Annotated in this window: 11 protein-coding genes and 1 tRNA gene; 2 read left to right on the forward strand and 10 right to left on the reverse strand. The window is 44.6% G+C overall.

Annotated features, from left to right (window positions below; genetic code table 11):
• Nucleotides 1–769 precede the first annotated feature (769 nt).
• Nucleotides 770–842 (forward strand) — tRNA-Thr (locus tag A3GG_RS0108110).
• Between the two features lie 47 nt (nt 843–889).
• Here the strand turns inward: A3GG_RS0108110 and A3GG_RS0108115 are convergent.
• Genes A3GG_RS0108115 through A3GG_RS0108125 form a run of 3 tightly spaced genes read right to left on the reverse strand, consistent with a single transcriptional unit; the run spans nt 890 to nt 4,040 of the window.
• Nucleotides 890–1,159 (reverse strand): hypothetical protein, encoded by a 270-nt coding sequence (locus A3GG_RS0108115; protein ID WP_018358799.1) that lies wholly within the window; start codon nt 1,157–1,159, stop codon nt 890–892.
• Nucleotides 1,140–2,828 carry an MATE family efflux transporter gene (locus A3GG_RS0108120; RefSeq protein WP_018358800.1) on the reverse strand — a complete coding sequence of 563 codons (1,689 nt, stop codon included), beginning with the start codon at nt 2,826–2,828 and terminating at the stop codon, nt 1,140–1,142. The genes A3GG_RS0108115 and A3GG_RS0108120 overlap by 20 nt, the downstream gene beginning before the upstream one ends.
• On the reverse strand, nt 2,829–4,040 hold the full coding sequence (locus A3GG_RS0108125; protein WP_018358801.1) for an S-adenosylmethionine:tRNA ribosyltransferase-isomerase: 1,212 nt from the start codon (nt 4,038–4,040) through the stop codon (nt 2,829–2,831).
• A 398-nt stretch (nt 4,041–4,438) separates the two neighbouring features.
• Between A3GG_RS0108125 and A3GG_RS0108130 the strand changes: the two genes are divergently transcribed.
• Nucleotides 4,439–5,311, forward strand: a complete 873-nt coding sequence (locus A3GG_RS0108130; RefSeq protein WP_026215722.1) for a YitT family protein — start codon at nt 4,439–4,441, stop codon at nt 5,309–5,311.
• A 103-nt stretch (nt 5,312–5,414) separates the two neighbouring features.
• Here the strand turns inward: A3GG_RS0108130 and gcvP are convergent, their stop codons facing one another.
• The 7 genes from gcvP to clpP all read right to left on the reverse strand — a co-directional run bounded on the left by gcvP (nt 5,415) and on the right by clpP (nt 14,800).
• A complete protein-coding gene (gcvP, locus tag A3GG_RS0108135) occupies nt 5,415–8,264 on the reverse strand; it encodes an aminomethyl-transferring glycine dehydrogenase (RefSeq protein WP_018358803.1) in 2,850 nt (949 codons plus the stop codon).
• Between the two features lie 73 nt (nt 8,265–8,337).
• Entirely contained in the window at nt 8,338–8,958 is a 621-nt protein-coding gene (locus A3GG_RS0108140; RefSeq protein ID WP_026215723.1) for an MBL fold metallo-hydrolase, read from the reverse strand.
• 4 nt (nt 8,959–8,962) lie between these two features.
• Nucleotides 8,963–9,607, reverse strand: a complete 645-nt coding sequence (gene rsmG, locus A3GG_RS0108145) for a 16S rRNA (guanine(527)-N(7))-methyltransferase RsmG (RefSeq protein ID WP_018358805.1) — start codon at nt 9,605–9,607, stop codon at nt 8,963–8,965.
• Nucleotides 9,604–10,482: a DUF3298 and DUF4163 domain-containing protein gene (locus A3GG_RS12865; RefSeq protein WP_018358806.1), complete on the reverse strand. Its 879-nt coding sequence runs from the start codon at nt 10,480–10,482 to the stop codon at nt 9,604–9,606. Before A3GG_RS12865 ends, rsmG begins: the two co-directional genes overlap by 4 nt.
• A gap of 4 nt (nt 10,483–10,486) precedes the next feature.
• Nucleotides 10,487–12,676 carry a DNA helicase RecQ gene (gene recQ / locus A3GG_RS0108155; protein WP_018358807.1) on the reverse strand — a complete coding sequence of 730 codons (2,190 nt, stop codon included), beginning with the start codon at nt 12,674–12,676 and terminating at the stop codon, nt 10,487–10,489.
• Nucleotides 12,677–12,787: 111 nt separating this feature from the next.
• On the reverse strand, nt 12,788–14,077 hold the full coding sequence (gene clpX / locus A3GG_RS0108160) for an ATP-dependent Clp protease ATP-binding subunit ClpX (RefSeq protein WP_018358808.1): 1,290 nt from the start codon (nt 14,075–14,077) through the stop codon (nt 12,788–12,790).
• Between the two features lie 15 nt (nt 14,078–14,092).
• Nucleotides 14,093–14,800, reverse strand: coding sequence for an ATP-dependent Clp endopeptidase proteolytic subunit ClpP (gene clpP, locus A3GG_RS0108165; RefSeq protein ID WP_018358809.1), 708 nt, complete (start codon nt 14,798–14,800; stop codon nt 14,093–14,095).
• Between the last annotated feature and the right edge of the window lie 555 nt (nt 14,801–15,355).

Genomic DNA, 15,355 nt, shown 5'->3' on the forward strand with positions numbered 1-15,355 from the left:
GAAACAAACAATTGGAAACATTCAGTAGCGAGCTAACCAAATAGCCCGCTGGCAATCTCGTGTCCCAAAGTGTACCCATTTACAATAATTGTGGTATTCAGTAGCTTATAAATAGATAAAAAAGACAAAGACCAATCTCCAAAACAGCCAAACACCTCCCAAAATACAGCAAAGAGCACCCCAAAGTACCCCCAAATACTACCCCCAACAGCGCCGATCTATACTTTGCGGAATCTAGGTCCTAGGAATAAATAAATTTATTTGTACAGATAAATATTTTTATTCCTAGAGAAAAATAAATTTATTCCTAGGAATAAATTTCGCTGATATGGCGAGCCACATCGGGCGCTCGCCTAAGAGAATTTATCAATAGTGAAATGTACTGTAATAAAGTAGATTGTGACAATTATATATGGAAACACATTAGGCTGGTGAGCTCACTATCGAGGCTGAATGAGGAAGAGGGATTATATTTTGACGTTTCGCCCTACCATATTCTCTGTCTTTACTCTCAAGCTTAGCGAAATTACACAAAGAGCGTCATAGATGTCAAAAAATATAACATGCTATAAATCACATTAGTACATAAAAATCTCACAGAAGAGAGGAAGAAATAGTTAGGAATATCTTTGGTTATTCAGAAAAATATTGTATCTTTGCACCGAAAACGGGTAAGTCCTGCACGGCCAGCTCCTGGTGAACTCCCCCAGGGTTTGATCGCAGCAAGGGTAGCTGGTTGAGCGGCGCGATGTAGATTGCTTACCCACCCGCCTCTTTAGCTCAGTTGGTAGAGCTCCTGATTTGTAATCAGACGGTCGTTGGTTCGAGTCCGACAAGAGGCTCAAGGAAAAGAGAGCGAAGCAGCAAAGCTCCTTCGCTCTCTTAACTTTTATATAAAGTAAAAAGGCAATCCCACGATCAAAGATACGACAAAAGCAAATACACAGATAAGAAGGTGTTCTGTATCGGTATAGGCGACCTCATTCTTTTGCCTAAGATATATTAAATGCTGTGGCAAGGAAATCACTGGAAGCATCATTGCTATCTGCAGAAGCCATGTGATTTCAAACAAGAAGTGATTGGCAAGTAGCAGTCCAAGCTCCAGTAGGAACCAACTAGCCGTGATGAGATAAACTCGTTTAGTTGTACGTTTGTCCATGATTTATTAGTTCATTATAACCGTTTTGAAAATAATTGCGTCTATAGTCCTTCTCCCTCAAGATAAGCCTATCCTGCATCACCACATCTACATCGAGCGACACATCTTGTGAACTCCTATCACGCCCTGCTTGTTCCTCTAGCGATTTGGTAAGAGCAATCACCTCCTCTAGTGGTAGTGCACTCTCTACACGGAGTACACTATTGAGATAGATCCTATCACTTTTGCCCGTAGCATCGGGCGTAGAATAAAAGGAGGAAAATACCCCATGCGGGAATGAATGAGTAATGAGGTCTCGAATCTTTCGCTCACTATCGAGGAATGTAGAACCAATGGAAAAGTAGTAGGTATATTCGAAAGGAAGACCAATCCCCCTAAGCCTACGTGTAATCAAGATCTGCATCACTCCCCTAACCCCTAGATAGGTAATAAAGGAAGCCCACAGAATATGGTTTTGATCTGAAAGTGGCAGCAGATAGTAGAGGGCGAAGAAGACAAGTACTGCGGTAAGCATACTCAAAAACATCTCTTTAGTCGCCGTTACCCCTACGAATACTCCATCAAAAAGAAATGCGAGGAAGCCTGTAAATGGAAGTACATATACCCATGGTAGATAGTGCTCGGCATAGGCAATGACTTTGGGTTTATCCGTAAGGACATAGAGGAATGGACTAGCAATAATCATATAGACTATACTCGTAGCCACCGCTATACCAAGTCCCCAGATAATAAGGGTTCGGATAGAGCTTCGGAGTAGCTTGCGCTCCTTCATTCCATAGAAGTGCCCAACGAGTGCTTCTGCAGCAAAAGCGAACCCATCTATAAAGTAACTAAAGAAGTTGAAGAACTGATAGAGAAGTGCATTGGCAGCCAAAGTAAGTGCACCTTGCTGGGTTCCCGAATAGGTAAAGAATGCAGAAATCAATGCAAGGAGCATTGTTCTGAATAGGATATGAATATTGGTACCGAAGTAGCGCCGTAGCCCTACCCTAAGATGTCCCAACTGAGTAGGGACGTGCGCTTTTCCTCGCTTAAGGAATAAATAATATGCGCCTAAACCAAGAGCAATCACGCCTATCCACTGTGCGGATAGGGTTCCAATAGCTATACCATCCACTCCCCTACCCCAAATGAGGACTAGACTGGCACTAGTAGCAATGTTGATAAGATTGGTACCTATGCTCACCGCCATAGGGCACCAAGTATTTTGCATCCCTATAAGCCACCCATTGAGCGCATAAGTACAGAGCATGGCAGGAGCACCCCACACCACTATATTATAGTAAATGGTAGCGTAGTCAATAAGAGCGGACTCGGGGGACATTACTCCTAAGATAATCCTAAACAGTGGCAACTGGAGTAGGAGAATGGAGATGCCTCCAATAATAGCAATGAATAGTGATTGTATAAGATTACGCCCCATCTCCTCCTTATCCCCTCGACCATGAGCCTGAGCGGTAAGCCCCGTGGTACCCATTCGGAGAAAGGAGAAGTTCCAATAGATCAGACTGAACACCGTAGTAGCAATAGCTATTCCACCTATCGCATAGGCATCTTTGAGATGACCCGAGAGGGCAAGGTCTACTATCCCAAGCAAAGGGACAGTGAGGTTGCTCAAGATATTAGGGAAAGCTAGCTTGAGGATTCGTCGATTCAGAGCATCTGCCATTTACTTCTTCTTGAGAAGCGAGCCATCGCCATAGCTAAGAAACCTATAATTATTCTCTAGTGCGTAGTCATACACTTTGCGCCACTCCTCTCCTATAAAAGCTGCAACAAGCAATAGTAGTGTGCTGTGTGGCTGATGGAAGTTAGTTACCAAGTAATCTACAACCTTATAGCGGTACCCTGGGGCAATCATGAGTTGGGTCTGCCCAAATAACTTCTCTGCTTTTCCCTCTTTCAGCCTTGCTATGATTGCCTCCAACGACTGGAGCAACGTAGGCTCCTCTTGGAGTTGGTAAGGCAGCCACTGAGTTACACTAAATGCATGCTCTACTCCAAGGAGCAACTGAGCACCCATATAATATAGGCTCTCGAGCGTGCGCGTACTGGTAGTCCCTACCGACACAATGGGCTTCCCCTCCATCACGCTATCCCTGAGAGATTCAATAGAACTAAGTGGCACTTCTATAACCTCCGTATGCATTTCGTGACCACCCATGGTGTCGCTCTTGACGGGCAAGAAAGTGCCAGCCCCTACATGTAGGGTCAAAGGAATAGTCTCTATCCCTTTATCTCTCAGGTTATTCAATAATTCGTCTGTAAAATGAAGCCCAGCCGTAGGTGCCGCCACACTACCCTCCTGCTTGGCATAGACGGTCTGATAATCGGAAAGATCGCTTTCCTCTGTCTTACGATTAAGGTATGGCGGAATAGGAAGCTCACCAAGTTGTTCCAAAAGGGTTCCAAAAGTGATGTCACTATCCCATTCAAAACAAATAAGGTGCCCATCGACTACACGAGAGACACGCAGAGTACCGCCCTCAGGTAATGTCCGCTCAAGGTATTGCTCCTTCCACTTCTTCGCCTGACCAACCAAGCAATGCCACACAACTTTCCCCTTGGTAGCGAGTGATAGCTCATACAAGGCGGGGGCATAAGGCTCGAGGCAAAACACTTCTATCCGAGCACCAGTAGCTCGGAAAAACTCCAATCGGGCTCTAATTACCTTAGTGGTATTCATCACCAGTACCGCATTTTCAGGTAACAGCTTGGGCATATCACTAAAAATATGAGTACTAGTTTCTTCACCATTATAGTATAAAAGCTTAGCATCGTCTCGCTTTTGGAGCGGATACTTAGCAATCATATCGTCTGGTAGATTGTAGGTATAATCCTCAATCTTAATATTTCGTGGGTCAATGTTCTTGTCTATCATAGCACAAAAGTACCAATATATCGGAATATAGGATACGCAGCAGAGACATAATACTCCCCATAAACTTCATTTCCTTTTTTTGATAGCAAATGACAATTAATACCATCTCAACTCTTAAATCAAACACTTTTTGAGCTGTCTAGTTTATGGGGAGTATTATACCCACGACCTTTTCGATCAAAACCCTCGACCTTTTCGTTCAAAACCCTCGACCTTTTTGATCAAAACCCTCGACCTTTTCTAGGGAAACCTAAGGGATGGTTGGGAATCTATTTATGCCAACTCGGAAAAAACAACTACTTTTGCGTAGTGAATTAATAGAACATTAAGATGTTAAGATGATGAATGAAGCTCTATCTCCTACCCCCTATTCCCAACGTCCTTGGCATGCCAAGCTGATGAAGAGCCAACCCTTTTTGGATGCGATATACATACTGCTGGGGGCATTATTTCAGGCCATAGGTTATTCTATCTTTATTGCTCCAGCCAATATTGTACCTGGTGGCGTCTATGGTATCACTATTGCGCTGAACCATCTCACGAAGGGGATGTTTAGTTTTGCACCAGAAGGTTTCCCTATTGGTATTACCGCTCTATTCTTTAATGTCCCCCTACTCCTCTTAGCGCTCAAGAAGTTGGGGATTTCCTCTGCTGGTAAAACAGTCGCTACCTTCTTACTTATATCTCTATTTACCGATTTTATAAGTTCGATGACTAAGGACATGGGGCTAATTGGCAACGACCGGCTCCTCTCAGCCTTTTATGGTGGTGCTGTTATTGGTGTCGGCGTATATCTGATTTTCAAAGCTGGCAGCACTAGCGCAGGGACTGATGTACTGAGTAGAGTGATTGCGAGTGGACGCAACTTTAAGTTGAGCGATACGATTATCGTAATTGATTCTATTGTAGTAGTCTTCGGTCTGATTGCTTTTCGAGATTGGACGGTGCCGCTCTATTCTTGGCTCACAATCATAGTCTATGGTCAGGTCGTAAACTTTCTTCAGCCTGAAAACCCCAAGAGGGCGGTATTCATTGTCTCCTCTAAGATTGATGAGATTAAGGAGGCTCTAGTGCACAAACTAGGCGTTCGAGGTACGCTTATCAAGGGGCGTGGCATGTACATGGATGAAGAGCGAGAGATTATTTTTACGATAGTGGAGCGTAAGAAGCTGCCTATTCTGAAGGATTGCGTCAAGTCTGTCGATTACTCAGCCTTCATATCGACAATGGATGCTAGTCATGATATGATCAACCAACCATCCAAACCGTAACCACTTCAGTACTAGCAAAGGCATTACAGGTTATCGATAAAGCGAAAAGGGCTATGCAGAATCAATCCTGCATAGCCCTTTTCGGATATAATAGGGGGTGTTGTTAGAACTGACAGCAACTGTAAGTAGCGACCAAGTTGCGGTCACCAAAACCATTGTCGGCTCTACCTACATTGGTCCAATACTTATCCTCCTTGAGGTATGGGAGAGCAAAGGCAGCTTTCTCACGTGAATACGGATGCTTCCACTCGTCACTCGCTACCTCGTAGAGTGGGTGTGGCGCATTCTTGAGCACATTATCCTCTTTATCGGCAGTACCATTGACCACCTCTTGGATTTCATTCCAAATAGTATTCAGCACCTCGATGAAGCGATCAAGCTCAGCAAGCGACTCACTCTCGGTAGGCTCAATCATAAGCGTACCATGTACAGGGAAGGAAAGTGTAGGTGCATGATAATTGAAGTCCATCAAGCGCTTAGCGATATCTGTCTCGTCGATACCACTCATCTCTTTCACATTGCGGCACTCAAGTATGAGTTCGTGACCTACATAACCTGTCTTGCCACTGTAGGTAATACCATAGGTGTCCTTAAGCCTTGAAGCCATATAGTTGGCATTCAGGATAGCTCCTGCAGTAGCACGCTTCAGTCCCTCGGTACCGAGCATACGAATATAAGCATAGGTGATACCCACGATGACGGCACTACCAAATGGAGCACTACCAACAGGGATAAAGTTGTGCCCATAAGCTACAGCATGGCTTGGAAGATAATCTTTGAGGAACTCTGCCACGCAGATAGGGCCTTCGCCAGGACCACCACCTCCATGAGGTATAGCAAAGGTCTTGTGGAGGTTGAGGTGGCAGACATCTGCCCCCATCTCACCAGGATTGGTAAATCCGACCTGAGCATTCATATTGGCACCATCCATATATACGAGACCACCCATCTCGTGAACGGTATCTATTAGTTTGCGAATCTCTGCCTCGAAGATACCATGGGTACTTGGGTAAGTAATCATAGTGGCAGCTAAGCGCTCCTTGTGCTCAGTTGCTTTCTTTACGAAGTCCTCGACATCGATATTACCATCGGCATCAGTGTTGGCAATGATAATCTCAAAGCCAGCAAGCGAAGCTGTAGCTGGGTTAGTACCGTGGGCAGATGCTGGAAGGATAATCAGATCACGTTGAGTCTCTCCTTTTGCCTTTAGGTACTCGGAGATGACACGGATACCAGAATACTCTCCCGCAGCACCTGAATTAGGCATGAAGCTCACGCCAGGAAGCCCTGTAATGGTTCCTAGTAAGCTCGCAGTATTATCTAGCATCTCGATATATCCTTCGGTCTGATCAGCAGGAGCGTATGGGTGTATGAAGGCGAACTGTGGATTTGAGAGGATAAATAGCTCGGCAGCAGCATTGAGCTTCATGGTACATGAACCCAGTGAAATCATGCTCTGAGCTAGTGAGATATCCTTCTTTTCCAAACGCTTAGCATAGCGCATAAGCTCAGTTTCGGTGTGGTACTTTTGGAACACCTCATACTCAAGGAAGTTGCTGGTACGACGGAACTGATTATCTACCTCCGCGTGCTTCTCAGGAAGTTCTGGGGTTGGGACTTCTACTCCCTTGGCAGTTGCAAAGATATAGAATAGGACACTGAGGTCGGAAAGAAGTGTAGTCTCGTCGACACTGATGCCAATAGCGCCATCCTCAAAGTAACGGAAGTTTACCTTACAGTCGAGCGCTATCTCTTTGATCTTTGCCTGCTCTTCCTTACTGATACCGGTGAGATATAGGGTATCGAAGAAGTATTTATTGCTCTGAGTATATCCTAGCTTGGTAAGTCCGTTGTTAAGAACCCTTGCTACAGTATGTACCCTACCAGCAATATCCTTGAGCCCTTCTGGACCATGGAATACTGCATAGAATGAAGACATAGTAGCAAGTAGCGCCTGAGCGGTACAGATATTTGAGGTTGCCTTTTCACGCTTGATGTGTTGCTCACGAGTCTGAAGTGCAAGACGGAATACCTCCTTGCCATTAGGATCTTTGGAGATACCTACGATACGACCTGGAATAACGCGCTTGTACTCGTCGGTAGAGGCCAAGAAACCAGCTGATGGACCACCGAAGTACATTGGAATACCGAAGCGCTGTGCCGAACCAAATACGATATCTGCGCCCCACTCTCCTGGAGGTGTTAGCAGTACGAGCGATAGAAGATCGGCAGCAACAGCCACTCGGATATCCTTCTCCTTAGCCTTAGCTACAAACTCCTTGTAGTCTTTGATCTCACCATGATCATTCGTGTACTGGATGATAGCACCAAAATACTCGTCGGAGAAGTCGAAGTCCTCTGCCTTGCCTTCTACAACCTCAATATGCCATTGTGCAGCACGAGTTTGTATTACACTACGTGTAGACTGAAATACATCGGTAGCAACAAATAGCTTATTGGCATCCTTACGCTTACGGCTACGGATATTCAACATCATTGCTGCTGCCTCTGCCCCACTGGTTCCCTCATCGAGGAGAGAGCAGTTGGTCAGCATCAAGCCCGTAAGTTCGGTAATAACGGTCTGGAAGTTGAATAGAGCTTCGAGGCGTCCTTGAGAAATCTCAGCTTGGTATGGCGTGTACGATGTATAAAAACCTGGGTTCTCCAAGACGTTGCGCTGAATAACAGCAGGGGTATAATTATCATACCATCCCATACCGATATAGGAGGTAAATACTTTATTTTTATTCCCGAGCTCATTGATATGCTCAATTAGCTCACGCTCTGTCATAGCTTCGGGGAGATCAAGCTCCTCCTTTAGGCGAATATCGGAAGGTATTACCTTGTCAATAAGCTCCTTTACACTACCAACGCCGATGCTCTTCAGCATCTTTTGCTCATCCTCGTGGGAGGTTACACCCACGTGGCGGATAGTAAAATCATTTGTATTCATGTTTGATAAGTATAATATGTATGGTATTTATAAACTATCTCTACACCTCAGATATACAACAATTCAGTAATCCTCATTGTTTCCTCTCGGCTCCAATAGTAGTCTCCATGCCATGTCCCGAGAGTACAACAGTCTCTTCAGGAAGGGCAAGCAACTTATCAATGGAGTTCATGAGCACCTCATAACTGGCACCCCATAAATCATAGCGACCAAAACCTCCCTTGAAGATAACGTCCCCACAGAAGATGACGCCCCTCTCCTTCTCGTACAATGTAATATGATCAGGGGAATGCCCAGGGGTCTTGATGACTTCGAAGGTTGTATTACCTACCTCTATTGTCTCTGGAAGGACTTGAACTTCAAATGCGTACTTACCTTCTTCAACTGGTATACCAAAAGCCTTTAGCTGCTGGTCTATGCTAGGCAAGCCATCAATCTCCCCTTTAGGAGCTTCTAATGGAATACCGAAGTGCTCTTGGATAAACCGAGCACCCATTACGTGGTCGAAGTGCAGGTGTGTGGCTATACATCGTGATAGTTGTAGCCCCTCCTTATCTAAGAAGTCAATAAGCTCTAGTTCTTCAGATACATTGGAGAACCCAGGATCTATTACGCACGCCAACTTACTCTCGTCCCAGACAAGGTAACTATTGACCTGCACCATGTTGCAGATAAATCTACGGTATTGTAGCATTACTCTAAAGTGGAATATAGATAATCTTCTTGGTCTCAAAGAAAGGGATATCAGGCATCAAGCCCAATATATCCTCCGATGATACTATCTTACGAAATGGATGAAGCTCCTCTGTCAAGTCCCCACCCTTCAGTGCGATGACGCCATTAGGGAGAGCATTGAATTGCTCTTGCCTATCTACTAAGTGGGCACCAATCTTCATCAGTTCAGACATCGGCATAGCCGCTCGGCTGACTACGAAATGGCACTTCTCCCCTTTCAGCTCTTCAGCTCTCGTCTGTATGGCTCTTACATTGTGCAGCTCTAAGCTCTCTGCAATACTCCCTGCCACTTTTATCTTCTTCCCTATGCTATCAATCAAAGTAAACTGACAGTCAGGAAAAAGTATCGCCAAAGGAATTCCTGGCAATCCCCCACCTGTCCCGATATCAAAGATATTTGTGCCCTCCTTGAAGCGGGTATACAGACCTATACTCATGGAGTGAAGGATATGATTAGGCACTATGTTATCTATATCTTTCCGAGATATTACGTTAATCTTCGTGTTCCATTCCTGATAGAGATGGGGCAGTTGCTCCAGTTGCTCCCATTGGAGCGGAGTCAGATCGGGAAAATACTGGGAGAAAATAGATCTATCGGTACTATTCATCGGGGTATAAGTTTGGTGTATGCACCATTGATGAATGGTGCCAGTTGCTCATAAGTAAGGGACAACTCTATTGAGCCTACTGCATAGGCTGCCAACTCATAAGGATTGTAATAGAAGGTAATACCCTCATTGGTAAAGTAGAAGTTATTGGTTACCTCTAGCATCTGATAATTGAAGATACCTGCATACTCTAGCTCCTCAGGAGTACTCACATCGAACTCCGCCATAAGCCTGCCCAGTAAGAGCTCTTCTATCCTGCTATCCTTAGGATCGGAAAATAGAGCGGACAACGTTATCGCTTCATTCTGCTCTAAGTCGTAGTTGAGTGTTGTCAGCAACTCATTGCCATGTACTCCGCCTGTATACTCTTGCGATAGCATAGTAATCGATACTATACCATTCTGATTGTATACCAAACTGTCACAGAGGTCTATCCTACGGCTAAATACACTGTATGAAAATACGTCGAAATCTAGTTCGCTCGCCTGTGTTAAGTCCGCCTTGTAGTCCGATACCTGAGCATCGACATAGCTATTGACAAAAGCCTGAATACTGTCTTTAGAGAAGTCATTCGAGGGCTGTAAAGACACTCGCAACGTCATAGCCTTCACGAGGCTATCTCTTAGCGCTATGTAGCTTTTGTCCTCTATTTGAGGATAGAGGATATCCACATGCACCCAGCAATTGGGGATCGTCGCTTCTTCCTCCTTAGGCCAGTTCTCAAGTACAAAAGGATCGGTATACTCAGCAAAGGCACTTATCCTCTGCCAAGTAATATACTCGTTGAGATGACTCTGTTGTCCCTTCTTATTACATCCTACCAGTCCCATCCCTAGGACTATGGATAGTAGTGCAAGTACTCCGATCCTTTTCATACGCTTAGTTAGCCATTTCTGCTATAAACTTCACACGAATGAGCCTAATCTCATCCTCCTCGTATACCTCCAGTTCGCCCATCGCAGTCTCAATATCGTCGGTCGTGGAGTGCTTGAAGTAGTCGAAAATCTCTTCTACAGCTTCCTCCTCCATTACGTCACTGATAAAGTAATTAATATTTATCTTCGTGCCGCTATAGACGATAGCTTCAAGCTCAGAAAGTAGCTCGCCGAAGTCTAAGTCGTGGGTATTGGCGATGTCCTCAAGCGATACCTTACGATCGATAAGCTGTACGATAGACACCTTGAGCTTAGACTTATTTGGTACGGTCTTTATTCTGATATCCTCGGGACGCTCAATCTCATTTTCCCTTACATATTCGCTTATAACCTCAAGGAATGGCTTTCCAAACTTCTTTGCCTTGCTCAATCCTACACCCGAGATATTCTGTAGCTCGTTTTCATTGATAGGATAGAAAGTAGCCATATCCTGCATACTCGCATCTTGGAATATGACATAAGGTGGCAGGTCTAGCTGCTTTGCCAGCTTCTTTCTTAGATCCTTAAGGATTGAAAACAGCTGTGGGTCTGCTATTCCAGAACCACCCCCTGCATTACCCTTTGCCTCATCGACTATCTCTTCGTCATCCTCTATATGTATCTTGAATGTCTTAGGCGTCTTCAAAAAAGCTTTCCCTTGCTTAGTAAGCTTAAGTACCCCAAAGCGCTCTATATCCTTCTCCATGTACCCCTCTATGAGCGCCTGTCGGATGATTGTCTCCAGCACATCTTTTTCTACTTCAGCACAGCTTCCAAATTCTTCCAGCTCATTATGCTTGTAGTTCTCAATATCAGCAGTCTGCTTACCTTGGACAAAGTTGATGATATACTCCGTCTTAAATTCCTCCTTCAGCTCCTTTACAGTCTGAAGTATTGATACTAATTCCTCTTTTGCTTCCACCGTCTTTCTATTACTCAAACAGTTATCGCAGTTATGACAATTATCTTCTTCGTACTTCTCTCCGAAATAGTGCAATAAGTACTTGCGTCTACAGATGGGCGAACTCGCATATCCTGATATCTCATCAAGTAGCTGACGCCCAACCTCTCGCTCATTATTACTCTTATTCTTACTTTGCAGTAGCTTACTCATCTTTAGGACATCCTCCTGTGTGTAGTAAGCTATGCACTTCCCTTCTCCTCCATCCCTTCCAGCTCTGCCAGTTTCCTGATAGTAGCTTTCCAGACTCTTGGGGATATCGTAGTGAATCACGTAGCGGACATCTGGCTTGTCAATTCCCATCCCAAAGGCGATGGTTGCTACTATCACATCAATATCCTCACTAATAAATGAATCCTGAGCCTGATCCCGCACACAACTCTCCATCCCCGCATGGTAAGCCATTGCCTTGATACCGTTTGCACGGAGTACCTCGGCAAATAGCTCCACCTTATTTCGGCTCATGCAGTACACGATACCAGTTTTATTAGGATTGCTCTTAATAAACTTGATGATATCCTTGTCTATATTCTCGTTCTTTTGTCGCACCTCATAGTAGAGGTTGGGTCGGTTGAAAGAACTCATGAATATATTAGGCTCTACCATACATAAGCTCTTGATGATATCATCTTGTACAACTGGAGTAGCCGTAGCAGTAAGTGCGATAATAGGACGCACCATAATCTCCTCTACAATCTCCCTTATCCTCCTGTACTCAGGGCGGAAATCGTGTCCCCACTCCGAGATACAATGAGCCTCATCAACTGCGTAAAAAGAGACCTGTATCTCCCTGAGTAGCTCCACATTTTCGGGCTTTGTCAGGCTTTCAGGAGCCACATATAGCATCTTTGTCACACCCTCACGAAGGTCGTCATGCACCCTATCGAGCTGCGTCTTGGTAAGAGACGAATTCATAAAGTGCACAATACTCTCATCACTGGCATTAGCACGGAGGGCATCAACCTGGTTTTTCATCAATGCTATAAGTGGCGAGATGATTACGGCTGTACCCTCGCTCACCAATGCTGGCAACTGATAGCAAAGCGACTTGCCACCACCTGTTGGCATCAAGACGAACGTATCCTTACCATCCAATATGCTATTGATGATATCCAGTTGTTGATCCTTGAAGGTATCAAAGCCAAAGAATAGCTTCAGTACCTCAAATATTTTCTCCTTCCGTTTTGTATCCATTGATGCAGGTCTTATATTTATTTGTACCCAATAGTTGAAGCCACAGTGGCTTCAACAGCTTAAAGGTACCAAAATATATACAGATATGCTATAACGAGGCATAATTTAAGGCTAGCCAATCAAATTAAGCCTCACATCCTTGACCCTCAAGTGCTTTTCAGCAAAGGCTTTAGTCACACGTACTATCTTCTTATGAGACGAAGGAGCTTCATACATCACTTCTCGCATAATTTCCTCAAAGATAGATCGTAGACCCCTAGCTCCAGTTTTGAGTTCCAATGCCTTAGCTACAATGAGGTCGTACACCTCATCATCCACCCTTAGCTCTACATCTTCCAGCTCCATAAGTTTCTTGTACTGCTTAGCGATGGCATTATTTGGCTCAGTAAGGATAGCCCTAAGCGCTTTGCTATCAAGTGGAGTAAGATACGTGAGCACTGGTACACGCCCAATCAACTCTGGGATAAGACCAAACGAACGTAAGTCTGATGGCACTACATACTTCAAGAGACTATCCCCTTCCTCTACATTGGCATGGCGAAGCTCATTGGCATAGCCTACAGTACGTGTATTAAGGCGCTTGGCAATCTTTTTCTCCAGACCATCAAAGGCTCCACCGCAGATAAATAGGATATTCTCCGTATTGACAACTATCATCTTCTGCTCAGGATGCTTGCGCCCGCCCTGGGGTGGGACATTGACATCTGTCCCTTCTAGGAGTTTGAGCATACCCTGTTGAACACCCTCACCACCTACGTCTCTGGTGATGCTTGGGTTGTCTGCCTTACGAGCTATTTTATCTATCTCATCGATAAAGACAATACCCCTCTCGGCTGCAGCTACATCATAGTCCGCAACCTGTAGTAGTCGAGAGAGAATACTCTCAACATCCTCACCCACATAGCCCGCTTGGGTAAAGACCGTTGCATCCACAATCGTAAATGGCACATTGAGCATGTGGGCAATCGTGCGAGCGAGAAGCGTTTTACCAGTTCCAGTAGGTCCCACTACCATAATATTGCTCTTCTCTAGCTCTACATCGTCCTCCTCTTGTATCCCCTTACTCCTTTGTTGGTCTCTGTATATCAACCTCTTGTAATGATTGTATACAGCTACAGCGAGGGTCTTTTTTGCATCGTCCTGACCGATAACATACTGGTCTAAGTAGGCCACAATCTCCTTTGGCTTGGGGAGCTCAGCAATGCTTGGCAACTCAAACTTCCCCCGCTCCATATCCATGTTTTTAGCACGTTCCACAGCATTGTGCACAGTGGTAGCGCATTCATCACACAGATTTCCCACAGGTCCAGGTACGAGATAATCCACAAGACTTGCTGGTCTTCCACATATATCGCACCTTTCCTCGTGTCCCTCTCCCTCTCTTCTACTTCTCTTCGCCATTCCTCTTGTCTCCGATCAATCCCTCTCTGTATCCCTTACAAGTACCTTGTCTACCGCACCGTAAGCAACAGCTTCATCCGCAGTCATCCAGTAATCACGGTCACTATCTCTTTCTATCTCCTCAAGGCTCTTGCCCGTATGCTTACTGAGAATATCGTAGAGCTCTTTTTTTACCTTGATAATCTCCTTTACTGTAATTTCCATATCGGAGGCTTGCCCCTGAGCACCGCCCAATGGTTGGTGAATCATTACACGTGAGTGAGGAAGGGCATAGCGCTTGCCTTGGGCTCCTGCCACAAGGAGTACTGCGCCCATACTAGCAGCCATACCAGTACAGATAGTACTAACATCACAACTAATATACTGCATTGTGTCATAAATACCATACCCGGCATAAACAGAACCACCAGGACTATTAATATAAAGAGAAATATCCTTGCCTGGATCACTAGTCTCTAAGAAAAGGAGCTGTGCCTGTACCACATTGGCCACATAATCATTGATGCCTGAGCCCAGAAAGATAATCCTATCCATCATAAGGCGGCTGAATACGTCCATTTGGGCCACATTAAGCTGGCGCTCCTCTATAATCGTTGGAGAGATATATCCCTCTGCACTTGAATTAATCATCTTGGTGTAGTCGCTAACTACTCCAGAACTAATCCCGAGGTGTTTATGAGCATATAACTCAAACTCCCTCCCTATCATCTTGTCATTCATCATATATATATATATCTGTAAACAGTATTCTACATTGAGCTACCGCAAAACCGTAGCGAATATACCCATTATTCCCCCAAAGAGCATACAAATATACCACGATAATTCAATTTACCACATCCCCTAGCGCCCACTGATATTTCTTGGTGGGTACCTTTATGTACTAAGGCTCGTCTTCCCTCTTTTTTTTCTGTAGTCAGCTACCCCTCGCCTTCAGGAATAGTGAGATGTAACTTATTCTATTGCTATTAGTTACAGTAAATAGCACCTAGATTCCGCAAAGTATGCGTTAGCCCCTGATTATTAGTAGGTGGCGCTATTGATAATTAAAGCCCTGTATTCAAGGAGAATACAGGGCTTATGTCCAGATTTTTTTGTATCTTTATGTTCGTATAGATATTACAAAAAATTATAGAGGACTTGTTATGGCAAAGGTACAATTTATTAGCACAAATCGCAAGACTGCAATCGGGGGAGCTCAATTTTTCATCTCATATTGGGAGAAAATAGGCATGTCGGGACTGATTAACAAGCAGTTAGGAAAGTATAGTCGGATTA

The sequence above is a fragment of the Porphyromonas levii DSM 23370 genome, from assembly GCF_000379925.1.
Classification (GTDB): Bacteria; Bacteroidota; Bacteroidia; order Bacteroidales; family Porphyromonadaceae; genus Porphyromonas_A; species Porphyromonas_A levii.

What these genes read in the sequence shown, in the direction of transcription:
- A3GG_RS0108115 (WP_018358799.1), bottom strand. Translation starts at nt 1,159, where the DNA reads ATGGACAAACGTACAACTAAACGAGTTTATCTCATCACGGCTAGTTGG.
- A3GG_RS0108120 (WP_018358800.1), bottom strand. Translation starts at nt 2,828, where the DNA reads ATGGCAGATGCTCTGAATCGACGAATCCTCAAGCTAGCTTTCCCTAAT.
- A3GG_RS0108125 (WP_018358801.1), bottom strand. Translation starts at nt 4,040, where the DNA reads ATGATAGACAAGAACATTGACCCACGAAATATTAAGATTGAGGATTAT.
- A3GG_RS0108130 (WP_026215722.1), top strand. Translation starts at nt 4,439, where the DNA reads ATGAAGAGCCAACCCTTTTTGGATGCGATATACATACTGCTGGGGGCA.
- gcvP (WP_018358803.1), bottom strand. Translation starts at nt 8,264, where the DNA reads ATGAATACAAATGATTTTACTATCCGCCACGTGGGTGTAACCTCCCAC.
- A3GG_RS0108140 (WP_026215723.1), bottom strand. Translation starts at nt 8,958, where the DNA reads ATGCTACAATACCGTAGATTTATCTGCAACATGGTGCAGGTCAATAGT.
- rsmG (WP_018358805.1), bottom strand. Translation starts at nt 9,607, where the DNA reads ATGAATAGTACCGATAGATCTATTTTCTCCCAGTATTTTCCCGATCTG.
- A3GG_RS12865 (WP_018358806.1), bottom strand. Translation starts at nt 10,482, where the DNA reads ATGAAAAGGATCGGAGTACTTGCACTACTATCCATAGTCCTAGGGATG.
- recQ (WP_018358807.1), bottom strand. Translation starts at nt 12,676, where the DNA reads ATGGATACAAAACGGAAGGAGAAAATATTTGAGGTACTGAAGCTATTC.
- clpX (WP_018358808.1), bottom strand. Translation starts at nt 14,077, where the DNA reads ATGGCGAAGAGAAGTAGAAGAGAGGGAGAGGGACACGAGGAAAGGTGC.
- clpP (WP_018358809.1), bottom strand. Translation starts at nt 14,800, where the DNA reads ATGATGAATGACAAGATGATAGGGAGGGAGTTTGAGTTATATGCTCAT.